Annotated in this window: 13 protein-coding genes; 9 read left to right on the top strand and 4 right to left on the bottom strand. The window is 42.7% G+C overall.

Features of this window, described 5'->3' with window-relative positions; genetic code table 11:
- Positions 1–357 precede the first annotated feature (357 nt).
- The 4 genes from HMPREF9064_RS0109455 to HMPREF9064_RS05035 form a co-directional block, all read right to left on the bottom strand.
- Positions 358–693 carry a hypothetical protein gene (locus HMPREF9064_RS0109455; protein WP_032997866.1) on the bottom strand — a complete coding sequence of 112 codons (336 nt, stop codon included), beginning with the start codon at positions 691–693 and terminating at the stop codon, positions 358–360.
- Positions 694–1,112: 419 nt separating this feature from the next.
- Positions 1,113–1,787, bottom strand: coding sequence for a DUF799 domain-containing protein (locus HMPREF9064_RS05045; protein ID WP_006718153.1), 675 nt, complete (start codon positions 1,785–1,787; stop codon positions 1,113–1,115).
- Entirely contained in the window at positions 1,784–2,194 is a 411-nt protein-coding gene (locus HMPREF9064_RS05040; RefSeq protein WP_006718155.1) for a DUF4810 domain-containing protein, read from the bottom strand. Before HMPREF9064_RS05040 ends, HMPREF9064_RS05045 begins: the two co-directional genes overlap by 4 nt.
- 10 nt (positions 2,195–2,204) lie before the next feature.
- Positions 2,205–2,873, bottom strand: a complete 669-nt coding sequence (locus HMPREF9064_RS05035; protein WP_032997867.1) for a CsgG/HfaB family protein — start codon at positions 2,871–2,873, stop codon at positions 2,205–2,207.
- A gap of 201 nt (positions 2,874–3,074) precedes the next feature.
- Between HMPREF9064_RS05035 and HMPREF9064_RS05030 the strand changes: the two genes are divergently transcribed.
- The 9 genes from HMPREF9064_RS05030 (at position 3,075) to glgA (ending at position 16,616) form a co-directional block, all read left to right on the top strand.
- On the top strand, positions 3,075–3,779 hold the full coding sequence (locus HMPREF9064_RS05030) for a DUF6882 domain-containing protein (protein ID WP_006718158.1): 705 nt from the start codon (positions 3,075–3,077) through the stop codon (positions 3,777–3,779).
- 158 nt (positions 3,780–3,937) lie between these two features.
- Complete coding sequence (gene codB, locus HMPREF9064_RS05025) at positions 3,938–5,164, top strand: cytosine permease (protein ID WP_006718160.1); 1,227 nt, start codon at positions 3,938–3,940, stop codon at positions 5,162–5,164.
- A gap of 9 nt (positions 5,165–5,173) precedes the next feature.
- Entirely contained in the window at positions 5,174–6,436 is a 1,263-nt protein-coding gene (locus HMPREF9064_RS05020; RefSeq protein WP_006718162.1) for a cytosine deaminase, read from the top strand.
- A 174-nt stretch (positions 6,437–6,610) separates the two neighbouring features.
- A complete protein-coding gene (locus tag HMPREF9064_RS05015) occupies positions 6,611–7,060 on the top strand; it encodes a YcgN family cysteine cluster protein (protein WP_032997869.1) in 450 nt (149 codons plus the stop codon).
- Positions 7,061–7,307: 247 nt separating this feature from the next.
- Positions 7,308–9,401, top strand: coding sequence for a 4-alpha-glucanotransferase (gene malQ, locus HMPREF9064_RS05010; RefSeq protein ID WP_006718166.1), 2,094 nt, complete (start codon positions 7,308–7,310; stop codon positions 9,399–9,401).
- A 12-nt stretch (positions 9,402–9,413) separates the two neighbouring features.
- Positions 9,414–11,603 carry a 1,4-alpha-glucan branching protein GlgB gene (gene glgB / locus HMPREF9064_RS05005; RefSeq protein ID WP_006718167.1) on the top strand — a complete coding sequence of 730 codons (2,190 nt, stop codon included), beginning with the start codon at positions 9,414–9,416 and terminating at the stop codon, positions 11,601–11,603.
- Between the two features lie 3 nt (positions 11,604–11,606).
- Positions 11,607–13,622, top strand: coding sequence for a glycogen debranching protein GlgX (gene glgX, locus HMPREF9064_RS05000; RefSeq protein WP_006718169.1), 2,016 nt, complete (start codon positions 11,607–11,609; stop codon positions 13,620–13,622).
- Between the two features lie 21 nt (positions 13,623–13,643).
- Complete coding sequence (gene glgC / locus HMPREF9064_RS04995; RefSeq protein ID WP_006718172.1) at positions 13,644–14,942, top strand: glucose-1-phosphate adenylyltransferase; 1,299 nt, start codon at positions 13,644–13,646, stop codon at positions 14,940–14,942.
- A 234-nt stretch (positions 14,943–15,176) separates the two neighbouring features.
- A complete protein-coding gene (gene glgA, locus HMPREF9064_RS04990; protein WP_006718173.1) occupies positions 15,177–16,616 on the top strand; it encodes a glycogen synthase GlgA in 1,440 nt (479 codons plus the stop codon).
- Positions 16,617–16,683 lie beyond the last annotated feature (67 nt).

The raw sequence follows: 16,683 nt of genomic DNA on the forward strand, positions 1-16,683 counted from the left end.
AATAAAGTGCGGTCAATTTCCAAAGAGTTTTAAAATCTCTCAAAAATTGACCGCACTTTTGTATTTTCAATGATGCTTATTTTAAGCAAATTTTGATATCTCATTCCCCAATGATAGCGCCAGCGTCCACGCTGGTGCTGTTTAATAAAAAATTGCGAATTTTACCCATAAACGTTGGGATAACTAATGTTCAAAATCCTTTGGATTTTGTGACCGCACTTTTAGTTGATAGGCACAAGCGAGGACGCTTGCGCCATCGTGGGGGGAAAACTCAAGAGTAAAAGAGCAAGATATGATTTATAAAAAAGGTCGTCTGAAATAGTTTCAGACGACCTTTTGCTCGATTTACGGCAATTATTAGCAGCGGCCAGCAGCTTTCAATAAAGCGTTACAACTCGATCCTCCTCGACTTCCTTTGCCGCCATGAACATTTGAACCGGAACATAAGGCGTCAGATGAAACTGCTCCCATGACAGTGGTTACATAGCAAGAGTATGATTTACCGCCTGTTGTTGCTACGAATTTGACTGAATCGATGTCTCCATGGCGATTAGAAATTCTAATACTTTCAGCCGGAACATTTAATGCAAATGCGGCTTTATTTTTTAACGAATTGTCAGAAATGGTCTTATTACCGACTACTCCACAAGCGGACAAGGTTAATATCATTAACAAACTTAATGTGTATTTCATATGAAGTTTCCTTTGATGCTAGGTACTAGGGTTGTAATCCAAAGAACGATTCTAAGAAGAAAAAAAATAAAGTCAATATTTTTGGGAGAAAAAGGGTATGGTTGTATTTCTTTAAGTGATGACTGTAATAATGCAATAGAATTCTTAAATTTTTGCTCAAAAGATGATAAGTTTGAGGTGGTTTTTTCTGAGAATATTAATCACTTGGCAGCTTCGAAAACTATGCCCAAAGAATGTTAAGTTCGACTAAAGATACCAGCGCTGTTTGATACTTAAGATGCATACAGTTTGAATTGGGATATAAAGTGCGGTCAATTTTCAAAGAATTTTAAAACCTCTCAAAAACTAACCGCACTTATTCATTAAAAAAGGCTGATATTGACAGTGTCGAAATCAGCCTTTGGTTTATCTAAAGGGGATTATTTAGGCATCTTTAATTGAGGATCTTGTCCGTAGGATGGATGTCTCGGACCGTAAAGCAAGCAGCCATTACAAGAACGACCTAACATGTTTCCGGTTGCCCATCCTGCCACTTTATATCCTTTATCAGACACGTTATTGACAATCTGTTTAACAACTGCCGTCACAAGCATAGCAAGTGCGCCGCCGTTGTTATTTCTTTCGGCATCGTCCGCATAGCCTTTGCCTTCCCACAAGGTTTTACCATTGCGTAAGTCAACGAGTTTGCCACTCACTTTTACTCTGGTCACGCTGTCGAACACTTGGTAATTCACACCGTAGTCGTCCACATTAATGTAGAGCACGGCATCCGCACCAAAAATCTCGCGTAATTTTTGTGGGTTGACGTTATGAATTTCTTGCGCTTGTGTTAACCCGTTATTTTTAAAGGTTTGATAAACAAGAGCCGGTGGAAAAACATAGTAACCATTTTCAGCCAATGGCGAAATGGCTTGTGCCAACACAGCCGGGGAGCCTTTTACATCATTGGTGGTATCGGTTGGAAGCAATACAAGAATAGACTGCGGTTTGCTCTCTAAATAGTTGGTATAGTCATACGGCGTTGGCTTCATTGCAGAACACGCTGAAAGCAAAAATGCGCAAGCCATGGCTAAATAGAGTGAAATATTTCTCATTTTTTCTCTCCTTTTTTCGCTTTTTTATTTGCGCGATTTTCTTGGGCTGTCTCTACTTTTTTTCCTTTATTTAACAGGAAATTGATGTACTGCGTCGATTCAGGAAACAGGCTCATTTCTTTTTGATAAGATTCAGCCATTTTTCCCGGATTCCCTAATTGCCCATAAAGAAGTCCAATTTGTGCGTATAAACCGGGTGGCACTTTGTTACCGCCATCCAGTTGAGCCAGTTCTTCTAATTTTTGCAGTTGTTCTTGCGGATCACCTTCTTGTGTTAGGTGTTGATAAACAGAAGAAGGGTAAACATCACCATTCCAAGTGTAGAGTGAGTGTTGTTTGTGCCCTGATGAACAAGCCGTCAATACAGCGACGGCAGACAAACATGCAAGAAGTGTTAATTTCTTCATTATCTAACCCTTAATTAGCCGGTTTCCATTGACCTGCTTCAACACCTGAAACAAGGTTGTTTACCGCTTCACGAATGGCTAAATCTAATACTTTGCCATTGAGTGTTGAGTCGTATCCTGATGTACCGCCAAAGCCTAATACTTCACGGTTAGAAAGATTGTATTCGCCGGCACCTTGAACGGAATAAACCACTTCAGATGTTTGTGTGTTAACAATATTTAAGGTGACTTTCGCGTAAGCCACTTGTTGTTTTCCGCGACCTAAAATGCCAAATAATTGTTGATCGCCAACGGTTTTACGGCCAAATTCCGTGACATCGCCGGTAACCACATAATTTGCGCCTTTTAAGGTTTGTTTTTTACCTTTGATTTTTGCTTCTGCTGCAGTTTCAGACATATTGGTGCGATCTAACACACTAAAACGGCCTGATTGTTGTAAATGAGAAACTAAAATCGTTTTTGCTTGATTTCCTAATTGATCTACGCCATCGGAGAATACGCCATTTTGATAGCTTGAACGGTTATCAAATTTACCGACAGAAATCGGTGCTTTTACGCCATGATAAGCGGTGTTGTAGCTGTTGACTTTTTGCACTTCTACGGTACGAGAACCTTCAGTTGCACAGCCTGCTAATGCTAAAATACTTGCTGATAATAAAACCGGATAGAATTTTTTCATCATAGAATCCTTATATTTTCATGAATAAAAAGTGTCCTGAATATCAAAGACGCCGCATTTTAAAGAATTTATTGTTCCTTCGCTATCGAATTTTCTGCGGAATTTATGTAAGTTAATCATCTTTTAGCGGTTTTTTATCAGATCTAAAAAACAATTTAAAAACGCACCGCACTTTTATTAAACCAATCAGGAGAAACCTTCGTGTTATTTAAAAAAATATTCGGCATGATTCAATTTAGCGGCTATAAAAGTTTTTCCGGCTTATACGATTGCTATGCCATTATTGGGTTTGAAAAGCAGCTTGATTTCGCAGAACGAGTAGAGAATTTGGAGTGGAACGTGGATTTGAAAGCCGGGAAAATTACCTTCGGCGAGCAATATACTTATCCGGTTCAGGTGTTGGGTTCTTTTTCTTTTGAGAGTCAAACCTGGCTTTGGAGTTGGGCAAACCAAGCCACCAATATTCCGGCGAAGTTGTTGGAACAAGCGAAAGAATTTCGTGCTTACGGCAAAAAATACAAAATTGATGAACTCACAAAACCCAATCGGGAACTTGCCTTAAATGACGTGCATAGTTTTGGTTTGGTCGCGTTGGGGATGTTTGAGTCTGACGGGTATTACGTGGGCAATTTTGGTGCGGGTGCATTGTTGGTGACGGTGAAAGATCGTAGTTTACGCAAGACATTCTCTTTGGAAGAAGAACATTTGAGAATCTTGTCGGTTTATCCGCAATTCATTTCTTTATTTGAAATTAAAGCCCAGAAAAAAGTGCTACAAAATTATGTGACGGCAAAGGAATATCGCATTATCGAAAATACGGAAACCCATTTAATCGCCCGTCGTGGTGAAAAAGAAATTGTCGGTATTTTTGATGAAGAAGGACGTTTATCGCAGCTGAAAGGGTAGTGCGAGAGAAAGTGCGGTCAACTTTGACGATGTTTTTTAATTGAAAAACACGTTGAATTTTGACCGCACTTTTTATTTTTTTTATAAAGCAAACGTTTGCTTTTGGCCTGGCTAAGAATTAGAATTTGCCGATTTTTTTACTTTGAAAGGATACAAAAATGAGTTCTGAAAATTTTAGTTTGAAGCCCGTTCCACAACATGAACGTAAAGGTGCGGTGGCACTGACGTTTGTTATGCTGGGATTAACCTTTTTCTCTGCAAGTATGTGGACGGGCGGCACGCTGGGCACATCACTCACTTACCATGATTTCTGGTTAGCCGTGATCATCGGTAACTTAATGTTAGGGATTTACACGTCATTTCTTGGCTACATCGGTGCAAAAACCGGCTTGACGACCCATGTTTTAGCGCGTTATTCCTTTGGTGTGAAAGGCTCTTGGTTGCCATCTTTAATTTTAGGGGGCACCCAAGTGGGCTGGTTTGGTGTCGGGGTGGCGATGTTTGCGATTCCGGTTAATAAAGTTACCGGTATTGATGTGAACTATTTAATTTTAGGCTCAGGTTTATTAATGACCATTACGGTTTTTTTCGGTATTTCCGCACTGACCATTCTTTCCACCATTGCGGTGCCGGCAATTGCGGTGCTTGGTTCTTATTCGGTGTATTTGGCGGTAACAGATGCCGGTGGCTTATCTGTGTTAGAAAATATCATGCCGAAAGACGACATTTCCTTACCAATGGCCATTACCTTGGTTGTGGGCTCTTTCATCAGCGCCGGTTCATTAACGGCAGACTTCGTGCGTTTTGGACGCAAAGCCAAACAAGCGATTTTAATCAGCATGATTGCGTTCTTCTTGGGCAACTCATTAATGTTCGTCTTTGGCGCCGCCGGAGCAGCGGTGACCGGGATGTCTGATATTTCTGATGTGATGGTTGCACAAGGATTAATTCTGCCGGCGATTATTGTGCTTGGTTTAAACATTTGGACAACTAACGATAACGCACTTTATGCCTCCGGTTTGGGTTTCGCCAACATTACGGGCTGGAGTAGCCGTCCATTATCGGTATTAAACGGTGTGATCGGTACGCTTTGCGCTTTGTGGTTATACAACAACTTTGTGGGTTGGTTAACGTTTTTATCTGCCGCGATTCCACCGATTGGTGGCGTCATCATTGCCGACTATATTTTGCGTAATAAAGCCTATGCCAATTTTGAACAAGCCAGATTTGTTAGCATCAACTGGACGGCAATTATCTCTGTGGCTATCGGTATCGCGTGCGGTAAATTCTTGCCGGGTATTATTCCGTTAAATGCTGTCATTGGCGGTGCGGCGGCTTATTTTGTGTTAACGCCGTTATTCGGTAAAAAATTGGCGTTCAAATAGGATCGATAAATGTTAGTTAAAAATATTCATATTAACGGCCGTGAAGGCTTATGGCAGATTACCATTGAAGACGGCAAGATTGCCCGTATTCTGCCTAACGAAGAACAGATTGATTTCTCCGGTGACATTTTAGACGGCGAACAGGGCATCGTGTATCCGCCGTTTGTTGAACCGCACATTCATTTGGATGCAACACAAACCGCAGGACAACCGAACTGGAACCAATCCGGTACTTTATTTGAAGGGATTGAGCGTTGGGCTGAACGAAAATCTTTGTTGAGCCATGAGGATGTAAAATCCCGTGCGTGGAAAACCTTAAAATGGCAAATCGCAAATGGCGTGCAACATGTGCGTACCCATGTGGATGTGTCCGACCCCACGTTAACCGCACTCAAAGCCATGCTTGAAGTGAAAAAAGAAGTGGCTCCTTGGGTCGATCTTCAAATTGTGGCATTTCCACAAGAGGGAATTTTGTCTTATCCGAACGGCGAAGCCTTGTTGGATCAAGCCATGGCAATGGGCGCAGATGTGGTGGGTGGCATTCCGCATTTTGAATTCACCCGTGAATACGGTGTGGAATCTATGCATATTGCCTTCAATATTGCGCGTAAATACAACAAACAAATTGATATTCACTGTGATGAAATTGATGATGAACAATCCCGTTTTGTGGAAACAGTTGCCGCGTTAGCGTTGAAATATGAAATGGGCGACAAAGTGACGGCAAGCCATACCACTGCAATGCATTCGTACAATAATGCCTATGCCTCTCGTCTTTTCCGTTTGTTAAAATTATCCAAAATTCATTTTGTGGCTAATCCGCTCGTCAACATTCATTTGCAAGGTCGATTCGATACTTATCCAAAACGCCGTGGTGTGACGCGCGTGAAAGAAATGCTGAAAAACAATATCAACGTGTGTTTCGGCCATGATGACGTATTCGACCCTTGGTATCCGTTGGGAACAGCGAATATGTTGCAGGTGTTACACATGGGGTTACACGTTTGCCAACTCATGGGCTACGGACAAATTAACGACGGCTTAAAATTAGTGACTGAAAACAGTGCGAAAGCGCTAAGGTTGCAAGGTTATGGCGTGGAAGAGGGGAATGTCGCTAACTTTATCATTTTACCGGCAGAAAATGGCTTTGATGCAGTACGTCGTCAAGTGCCGACGCGTTATTCTATTCGTCATGGTAAGGTCATTGCAGAAACCAAATTAGCTGAAACGACCATTCATTTAAACGATAACGAACGCGTCACCTATCGTTAATCTGTTATTTTTAAGGATAAGTGCGGTCAATATCCGATGTGTTTTTTCCGTTGAAAAACATCGTCAATATTGACCGCACTTTTTTGTTTTTCTAAACCTTTCTTTCAGTATTTGTCACAGGCTGCGTTCCTCACTATAATTTCCGCTTTTAAAACCAACCCGGTAAATAATCCTATGCAATTAGAACCTGATTTCTGGCGACACAAAAACCTGCTTGATATAAATGATGCCGAATGGGAGGCATTATGTGATGGTTGCGGCAAGTGTTGTTATCGTAAATATATTGATGGCGAGGGCAAATATGAGCGTTTATATTACACCCGTATCGCGTGCAATTTATTGGATTTGGAAACAGGAAAGTGCGGTCATTATTTGAAACGTTTTGAGTTAGAAGAGGATTGCACCAAACTGACCAAAGACAATTTACCTGAATTTGGCTGGCTTCCCACCACTTGTGCTTATCGTTTGCTTTATGAAGGCAAACCGTTGCCGTCATGGCACCCGTTAATTAGCGGTGATCCTGACAGCGTTAAACGTGCAGGCGTGTTAATCCAAAACGGTATTCATGAATGTGATGTCATTGATTGGTTTGAGTTTGTTGTGGATGAAGAACAATCGGTTTAAGCGTTAAACGATTCATGACATCAAAATGCATCCTTCTTTTTAAAAGGCTCACGTTAAGTGAGCTTTTTTTATTCGCCAAACAGACGATTGAAAATTCAGCCCAAATTAACGCTTAATGCTTGTAAATACTGAAAGATTTATTTTGATAGAGATCACTAATTTGGATTAAAAACATTGTTTTTACCTGCCCCTTCACTACAATACTTATAAATCGTTATTTTTATGTTGTATTGAGTTGTAGGTTCGTATGCAAGTTTCTGATTCTCTTAAACGATCTGCTGAAGACGTTGGCATTTCGCTTTCTCATTATGATATCGACGGGCATTTGATTTATGCCCCTCCGGAAACGTTGCATTATTTCACCGCACTTTTACAACCGCCGAGTAAACGGGAAAAAGGCGCGTTCGATGATGTGATTACCGTCTTTGAGAACGAGCCGATTCATTACGATTTAGCGCGTTTATCCCTTTCCGAGCCTGTTTCCTTAACTATTCAACTTCTTGATGAACAAGGTAAAAAATGTGTTGAACAAACCTGTTCTTCAAGCCAATCGCTTTTATTGCCTTCATTACCATTTGGTTACTATCAATTAAATCTTTCCACGGCGAATCAAAAATATGTGATTCGTGTGTTGTTAGCGCCGCGTACCGCCTATCAACCACCGGTCTTGCAATCAAAAAAAGCCTGGGGGATCAATGTTCAGCTATATAGCTTACGTTCTCAAACGAACTGGGGCATTGGTGACTTCGGTGATTTAGCTTATTTAATTGAGCAGGGCGCAAAACAGGGGGCGGATTTTATCGGCATTAATCCGTTGCATTTGATGTATCCCGCCGTGCCGGAATGGGCAAGCCCTTATAGTTCGTCCTCCCGTCGTTGGTTGAATTTTATTTATTTGGATGTTGCCGCCTTGCCGGAATTTAAATTATCCCGTTCCGTGCAAACTTGGTTTCATTCCACACCTGTGCAAGAACAAATAACCTCCTTGCGTGAAGCCAAAACCGTGGCTTACGGTGAAATAATGCAGCTAAAACTGACCGCACTTGAACAACTATTTGATTTCTTTAAACGTAGTAAATCTGCACAAATCATCGCCCGTCGCCAAGATTTTGATGCTTTCAAAAAAGCACAAGGTGAAGCATTGTTATTGCAAGGGCTCTTTAATGTGTTAGATGGCATTGAGCATGAACATCAACAGGCGGAAGAAAATACCATTGGTTGGTTGGGCTGGCGTAAAGAATGGCAAATGCTCTCAGCGCGTGAACGCAAAGCCTTGTTAAAAGAACATGAAGCAAAAGTGGAATTCTTTGCATGGTTGCAATGGGCGACATTACAACAATTAGGTGAGCTACAAACGTTATGCCGTCAAGTGGGAATGCAACTTGGCATTTATGGCGATTTGGCTGTAAACAGCTCTCGCGGAAGTGCCGATGTGTGGTCAGACCCGGAACTTTATTGTGTCAACGCATCTGTCGGTGCGCCACCTGATCCGTTGGGCCCTGTCGGACAGAATTGGAATTTGCCGCCCTACAATCCAAGCGTGTTAAAAGCCCGTGGTTTCCAACCTTTTATTGAGATGTTGCGTGCCAATATGCAGAACTTTGGCGTGTTGCGTATCGATCATGTGATGGGCTTATTCCGCTTGTGGCTGATTCCTGAAAATAAAACCGCGGCAGATGGCGCTTATGTGCATTATCCATTTGATGAGCTGATGGCGATTCTCGCCATTGAAAGCCAACGCAACCAGTGTTTAGTGATTGGTGAGGATTTAGGTACAGTACCTGATGAAGTGCGGTTGAAATTAAACGAGTTTCGTATTTTCTCGTATTTTGTGTTGTATTTTGCCCAATGCAACAACATGTATCCGCTTAAACAGGATTTCCCACCACATGCCTTTGCCACCATCGGCACCCATGATGTGCCTTCTTTACAAAGTTTCTGGCACTGCCTTGATTTGGCGTTGTTCGGTCAGCTCGGCATTTTAGAGGGCGACGTGTTAAAAGAAAAATACGATCAACGCGTCGTAGATAAACAAGCTTTATTAGACAGTTTGCACCGCGACGGTTATTTACCGCCTGATTATTGGGGCGATGCTTTAAGTATGGCTATGCACGACAATTTGAACCGTCAAATTCACCGTTATTTGGCAGAAAGTGAAAGCCGTTTGGTGGGCGTGCAATTAGAAAATTTATTGAGCCAAGAAGTGTCATTCAATTTGCCGGGCACTTCAACGGAATATCCGAATTGGCGAAAAAAATTAAGCCAATCTTTAGAACTTATTTTTGATGATGCGCAAATGACCGCATTTTTCTCTTTAATTAATCAAGCCCGCAGAGCTTAGCGAGGATTTATTATGACCCAACTAGTAGCGCAATCCGTGATTAATCAATTCTTTGATGGAACACATTCTGATCCTTTTTCCGTATTGGGTATGCACGAAACCGATAACGGCATTGAAATTCGTGCTTTATTGCCGGATGCGTGTCGTGTTAGTGTCATTAATAAAGAAAATCAAGACACCGTCTGTGAATTGAATTCTTTAGATGACAGAGGTTTTTTTGCTGGTGTTGTACCGAACACCCGAGATTTCTTTGCCTATCAATTACAAGTGTATTGGGGTAAAGAATCGCAAATCCTTGAAGACCCTTATCGTTATCATCCAATGATTAATGATTTGGATGAATGGCTTTTAGCTGAAGGCTCATTCTTGCGTCCGTATGAAGTGTTAGGTGCGCATTTTATCGAATGTGATGGTGTTTCCGGTGTGAACTTCCGTTTGTGGGCACCGAACGCGAAACGAGTTTCTGTGGTGGGAGATTTCAACTATTGGGACGGACGTCGCCATCCGATGCGCTTACACCCTGCAAGTGGCGTATGGGAATTATTCCTACCGAAAGTTGCATTAGGGCAGTTGTATAAATTCGAATTAATTGATTGCCACGGCAATTTACGCTTAAAAGCCGACCCTTATGCCTTCAGTTCACAGTTACGTCCTGATACAGCGTCACAAATTAGTGCGTTGCCGGACATCGTGCCAATGACTGAAGCCCGTCGTAAAGCCAACCAATGGGATCAACCGATTTCCATTTATGAAGTGCATTTAGGGTCTTGGCGCCGTAATTTAGAAAATAATTTCTGGTTGGATTATGACCAAATCGGCGATGAATTGATTCCTTATGTAAAAGAAATGGGCTTTACGCACATTGAGTTTTTACCGCTTTCCGAATTCCCGTTTGACGGTTCTTGGGGCTACCAACCACTAGGACTGTATTCTCCAACCAGCCGTTTTGGTACGCCGGAAGGGTTTAAACGTTTAGTGGAACGCGCCCATGAGGCCGGCATTAACGTGATTTTGGACTGGGTGCCGGGGCATTTCCCAAGCGATACCCATGGTTTAGTGGCGTTTGACGGCACAGCATTATATGAACACGCTGATCCTCGCGAAGGATTCCATCAAGACTGGAACACGCTCATTTACAACTATGGTCGCAACGAAGTGAAAAACTTCTTATCCAGTAACGCCTTATATTGGATTGAACGTTTCGGCGTTGACGGTATTCGTGTCGATGCGGTGGCCTCCATGATTTATCGTGATTACAGCCGTGCCGAGGGAGAATGGATTCCGAACCAATACGGCGGACGGGAAAATTTAGAAGCCATTGAATTCTTAAAACACACCAACTGGAAAATTCATAGTGAAGTGCAAGGGGCGGTTTCCATTGCGGAAGAATCGACCTCTTTTGCCGGTGTAACACATCCGACAGAAAACGGTGGTTTAGGCTTTAATTTCAAATGGAATATGGGCTGGATGAATGACACGCTTTCTTACATGGAAAAAGATCCGGTCTATCGCCAATATCACCACAACCAAATGACTTTCGGCATGGTGTATCAATACAGCGAAAACTTTGTGTTACCGCTTTCCCACGATGAAGTAGTACATGGAAAATGTTCCTTAATCGGTAAAATGCCGGGGGATGCGTGGCAAAAATTCGCGAACTTACGCGCTTATTACGGCTACATGTGGGGCTATCCGGGTAAAAAATTATTGTTCATGGGAAATGAATTTGCCCAAGGGCGCGAATGGAATTACCGCGAAAGTCTTGATTGGTTCTTACTGGACGAATCCATCGGCGGAAGATGGCACATCGGTATGCAACAGTTGGTGAAAGACCTCAATAAAATTTATCGCGAAAACGCACCGCTCTTTGAACTGGATTCGGATCCGCAAGGCTTCGATTGGTTGGTCGTGGATGATGCGCAAAATTCTGTATTTGCCTTTGAACGACGTAGCAGCAAAGGCGAGCGCATTATTGTGATCAGTAACTTTACGCCAGTGCCACGCCATGATTATCGTATGGGCGTGAATGTTGCCGGTCAATATCACGAAATCTTAAATACAGATTCATCCTTTTACGAAGGCTCAAATCTTGGTAACTGCGGTGCAGTGGAAAGTGAGGCAATCCCAAGCCACGGACGAGATCATTCTATTTCTGTTTCGATTCCTCCATTGGCAACCCTCTATTTGAAATATCAAGGATAAGGCATGGTTGCAGTAAAAAATGAGGGCAAGGCTTATCCGTTCGGTTATAGCCAACATGAAGAAAACGGTGAGCAAATGACTAACTTTGCGCTGTATTCTTCTGTGGCGGATGCCGTGGAATTGTGCCTGTTTGAGAATGGCAAAAAAGAGCAGCGTTTTGCTATGCATCGCAGCGAAAATGTTTGGCATATTGCGCTTTCCGGTGTGGCTAACGGTATGCAATACGGTTTTAGAATCACCGCAGAAAATGACCGCACTTTAGCCAATCCAAACAAGCTCATGCTTGATCCTTATGCTAAAGCCGTGGTGGGTAAACCGGATTTAAGTTCGGTAGAAGTGCGGTCGATTTTTCAGTTAAATGATCCACGAGATAACGCGGAATTTGCGCCGAAAGGTCAAATTATTGAGACGGCATTTGACTGGCAACACGATAAAGCCCCGAAAACACCTTGGGCAGAGACCGTGATTTATGAACTCAGCGTAAAAGGGTTTAGCCAATTACGCACGGATCTACCTGAAAAGTTACGCGGAACTTATGCTGGTTTGGCGCAACCGCAAAGTGTGGCGTATTTAAAAGCATTAGGTATCACCGCCGTGGAATTGTTGCCGATTAATTACCACGTAAACGAACCGCACTTGCAAGAAAAAGGACTACAAAATTATTGGGGATATAACCCGTTGGCCATGTTTGCAGTAGAGCCAAAGTATTGCTCCGAAGAAAACCCTGAAAACCCGTTGTATGAATTCAAAAGCATGGTGAAAGCATTACATGAAGCGGGGATTGAAGTAATTTTAGATGTGGTATTTAACCACACGGCAGAATCAGAAAAACCGTTCCCTACCTTTAGCCAACGTGGCATTGATGATCGGACGTATTATTGGCAAAACGAACAAGGCGAATATATTAACTGGACAGGTTGCGGCAATATGCTGAACCTCGCCAATGACATCACCCGAAAATGGGTGGTGGATTGCCTACGTTATTGGGTGGAAGAATGCCATGTAGATGGTTTCCGTTTTGATTTAGGCACGGTGTTAGGGCGTGAGTCACCGGATTTCAACCCACACGCCAAACTGTTTGACGATATCGCTCAAGTACCGAGTTTACAGCAGGTGAAATTCATCAGCGAACCTTGGGATATTGGCCATTACGGTTATCAATTAGGACGTTTTCCCCATTATTTTGCCGAATGGAACGACCGCTTCCGTGATGATATGTGTCGTTTTTGGTTATGGAAAAGTGGGGAAGTGGGCGCATTTGCCGAACGTTTTGCCGGATCAAGTGATCTGTTCAAGCGAGAAACACGCTTGCCACACACCACCCTGAATTTTATTACCGCTCACGACGGTTTTACGTTGCGCGATTTGGTGAGTTATAACCATAAGCATAACGAGGCGAACGGCGAAGATAATCGCGATGGTCGCAATGAAAATTACAGTTACAACCATGGCATTGAGGGCAGTCAATTAGACCTAAATGACGAGTACCAAAGTACGGTGGAAAATCAGCGTGTTTTAGCGCAAAGCGGATTATTGGCAAGTTTGTTATTGGGCAACGGCACACCAATGTTGCTTGCCGGCGATGAATTCGGCAACACGCAATTCGGTAACAATAACGCCTATTGTCAGGATAATGAAATCACGTGGCTGAAATGGCAGGATTTCAATCAGGAATTATTTGACTTGACCAAACAACTGATTGCAACACGAAAACAAATTCAAAGTTTACAACGGGATGTTTGGTGGTCAGATGAAAATGTCATTTGGCTCAACATTGAGGGTGAATCAATGCGAACCGAGGATTGGCATAATCGGGAAAGCAAAGCGCTGCAAGTGGTATTAGATCAGCAATGGCTTTTCTTAATCAATGCGAAAGCAGAACCCCAGTCTTTTATGTTGCCCGTCGCGTTTGATGGACACTGGAAGGCCGTGGCAGGTACAACAAACTTAACGGAGCAACAACGGCAAGTTGATGTAGGTGGTATGGCGTTTTGTGTGTTGAAAAAAATGGATACTTAAAACAATATAACGGAGTTCACTATGAAAGCTAATCTAAATAAACACGATCTCGTTAAAAGCACCTTAGTGCTTATTTTGGCCGGTGGCCGCGGTTCACGTCTGCATGAATTAACGGATAAACGTGCAAAACCGGCACTTTATTTTGGTGGTAACCGTCGAATCATCGATTTCGCTTTGTCCAACTGTATTAACTCCGGCTTAAACCGCATTGGTGTCGTCACGCAATATGCTGCTCACTCTTTATTACGTCATTTACAAAAAGGTTGGTCTTTCTTACCACAAGAGCGCGGTGAATTCATTGATATGCTCCCGGCGCGTCAACAAATTGATGACTCCACTTGGTATCGCGGTACAGCTGATGCGGTATATCAAAATATGGCGATTATTCGTGATCACTACCGTCCGAAATACGTCTTAATTCTCGCAGGTGACCACATTTATAAACAAGACTATAGCCAAATGTTGTTAGACCACGTGACCAGTGGTGCAAAATGTACCGTGGGCTGTATTGAAGTACCACGTTCTGAAGCGCATGAATTTGGCGTGATGGCAGTCAATGAAAATCTGAAAGTGAAAGCCTTCGTGGAAAAACCGAAAGATCCACCGGCAATGGTGGGCAAACCGGATACCTCGTTGGCTTCCATGGGGATTTATGTGTTTGATGCAGACTATCTCTATCAAATGTTAGATCGCGAAGTGAATACGCCTTGCACATCTCATGACTTCGGTAAAGATGTATTGCCGAAATGTTTGGAAGAAGGCACGTTATATGCCCATCCGTTCAGCCGTTCTTGCATGGGTCGCAATACCGAGGGTGATATTTATTGGCGTGATGTGGGGACATTGGATAGCTTCTGGCAATCAAACATCGACTTAGTGTCTGAAAATCCGCAATTAGATATTTATGACCAAACTTGGCCGATTCGCGGAAACCCGGTACAAGCGTATCCGTCTAAATTCTTCTATAAAAATGCCAATGTTAAGCCGGTGGATAACTCCCTTATCGGCGGTGGTTGTGTGATTACCGATGCGTCAATCAGTTATTCCGTGTTATTTGATCGCATTAAAATTAATGAAGGCTCAGTGATCGATCATAGTGTCGTGTTGCCGGAAGTGAGTGTCGGTAAAAATTGCGTGTTGAAACACTGTATTATTGACCGCCATTGTGTCATTCCGGACGGTATGCAAATCGGTGTTGATCGCGAATTGGACAGCAAACGCTTCCGCATCAGTTCAACTGGTAAAGTCATTTTAGTGACACCTTCGATGTTGAAAAAATTAGAAGGACAAGAAGTGTTCTCGGAAGAACATTTAGATTAACGTGAAATAAAGTGCGGTCAGTTTTCAAAACGTTTTAACTATTACTCATAAATCACGCAAGTGATTTATTCGCTCCTTCGGAGCCGTTGGCAAAGCCAACGTTCAAAATCCTTCGGATTTTGTGACCGCACTTTAAGAAGGTAAATACAGGCGCAAGCGTCTTCGCTTGTGCCTGTAACAGAATTGTTTATAACGACACGCGTTAGAAAACGTGCGTCATATTAGGTAAATAAAATGAAAGTATTACACGTTTGCTCGGAGTTATATCCTTTACTGAAAACCGGCGGATTAGCCGATGTGATGGGCGCATTGCCATTTGCACAAAAAGAAATCGGCATTGATGCACGTATTTTGTTGCCGGCTTATCCGGCGATTATGGCTGGCATTCCGCACACGTCCGTGGTGACAGAATTTGATAATTTTGCCGGTCATATCGTTTTGCGCTATGGCGAATATAACGGTGTCGGCGTTTATCTTATTGATGCACCGCACTTATATGCGCGTGAAGGCAACCCTTATCACGATGCTAATTACAATGATTACGGCGATAACTACAAACGTTTCGCATTGTTAGCGTGGGTTGGGGCTGAATTGACCACCGGTTTAGATAGTTGGTGGCGTGCCGAAGTTGTTCATGCCCATGACTGGCACGCAGGTCTAACGGCGGCGTATTTATTTAATAAAGGGCGTCCGGCAAAATCCGTCTTCACCATTCATAATTTAGCCTATCAAGGTCAATTTGATTATCGCCATTTATTTGAAATCGGCTTGCCGCACAGTATGTTCCATGTAGATGGCTTAGAATTGTTTGGGCAAATTTCTTACTTAAAAGCCGGGCTCTATTATTCAGATGCCGTGACAGCCGTTAGTCCGACTTATGCGAAAGAAATTACCACACCGGAATTTGCTTATGGCTTACAAGGCTTACTTTCAACCCTAGATCATGAAGGGCGCTTGGTGGGCATTCTAAATGGCGTTGACGAAAAAATTTGGCATCCGATGAACGATCAGTACATTCAACATGGTTACAAGTTGAAATACATGGGTGGCAAAACGAAAAACAAAGCGGATCTACAAGCTTATTTCAATCTTCCACAACAATCTGATGCGCTATTGTTTGTCATGGTGACCCGTTTAACAGAACAAAAAGGCGTTGATTTATTGCTAGAAAGCGCTGATGAAATCGTTAAACAGGGTGGACAGTTGGCGATTCTTGGCTCAGGCGCACCGCACTTAGAAGCCGGTATTCGTCAATTAGCGGAAACCTATCCGCAAAATATTGCCGTTAAAATTGGCTACGATGAAGCGTTATCACATTTGATGGTTGCCGGTGGCGATGTTATTTTAGTGCCAAGCCGTTTTGAACCTTGCGGTTTAACACAGCTTTACGGTTTAAAATACGGTACGTTACCCTTAGTTCGTGCAACGGGTGGTTTGGCGGATACGGTGGTCAATAGCACGGCGGAAAATATTCAAGCTCGAACAGCAACCGGATTTGTCTTTAGTCATGCGACGGCGGATGATTTGCGCCAAGCGTTACAAACGGCATTTGCTTTATGGAAAAAACAACGTTTATGGGCAACGGTTCGAGTCATTGCAATGGAACAAGATTTTAGTTGGCAAATCTCTGCAACCCATTACCAACATTTATATCAAAGAATTTTATCTCACTAATGAAATACTTATCTTCTGCGTAGAGAGAAAACAAAATTTGCGCAGAAGATTGTTGTTGTTTTTTTAT

Origin of the sequence: Aggregatibacter segnis ATCC 33393, assembly GCF_000185305.1 — a bacterium.
Taxonomy (GTDB): domain Bacteria; phylum Pseudomonadota; class Gammaproteobacteria; order Enterobacterales; family Pasteurellaceae; genus Aggregatibacter; species Aggregatibacter segnis.

What these genes read in the sequence shown, in the direction of transcription:
- HMPREF9064_RS0109455 (WP_032997866.1), bottom strand. Translation starts at nt 693, where the DNA reads ATGAAATACACATTAAGTTTGTTAATGATATTAACCTTGTCCGCTTGT.
- HMPREF9064_RS05045 (WP_006718153.1), bottom strand. Translation starts at nt 1,787, where the DNA reads ATGAGAAATATTTCACTCTATTTAGCCATGGCTTGCGCATTTTTGCTT.
- HMPREF9064_RS05040 (WP_006718155.1), bottom strand. Translation starts at nt 2,194, where the DNA reads ATGAAGAAATTAACACTTCTTGCATGTTTGTCTGCCGTCGCTGTATTG.
- HMPREF9064_RS05035 (WP_032997867.1), bottom strand. Translation starts at nt 2,873, where the DNA reads ATGAAAAAATTCTATCCGGTTTTATTATCAGCAAGTATTTTAGCATTA.
- codB (WP_006718160.1), top strand. Translation starts at nt 3,938, where the DNA reads ATGAGTTCTGAAAATTTTAGTTTGAAGCCCGTTCCACAACATGAACGT.
- HMPREF9064_RS05020 (WP_006718162.1), top strand. Translation starts at nt 5,174, where the DNA reads ATGTTAGTTAAAAATATTCATATTAACGGCCGTGAAGGCTTATGGCAG.
- HMPREF9064_RS05015 (WP_032997869.1), top strand. Translation starts at nt 6,611, where the DNA reads ATGCAATTAGAACCTGATTTCTGGCGACACAAAAACCTGCTTGATATA.
- malQ (WP_006718166.1), top strand. Translation starts at nt 7,308, where the DNA reads ATGCAAGTTTCTGATTCTCTTAAACGATCTGCTGAAGACGTTGGCATT.
- glgB (WP_006718167.1), top strand. Translation starts at nt 9,414, where the DNA reads ATGACCCAACTAGTAGCGCAATCCGTGATTAATCAATTCTTTGATGGA.
- glgX (WP_006718169.1), top strand. Translation starts at nt 11,607, where the DNA reads ATGGTTGCAGTAAAAAATGAGGGCAAGGCTTATCCGTTCGGTTATAGC.
- glgC (WP_006718172.1), top strand. Translation starts at nt 13,644, where the DNA reads ATGAAAGCTAATCTAAATAAACACGATCTCGTTAAAAGCACCTTAGTG.
- glgA (WP_006718173.1), top strand. Translation starts at nt 15,177, where the DNA reads ATGAAAGTATTACACGTTTGCTCGGAGTTATATCCTTTACTGAAAACC.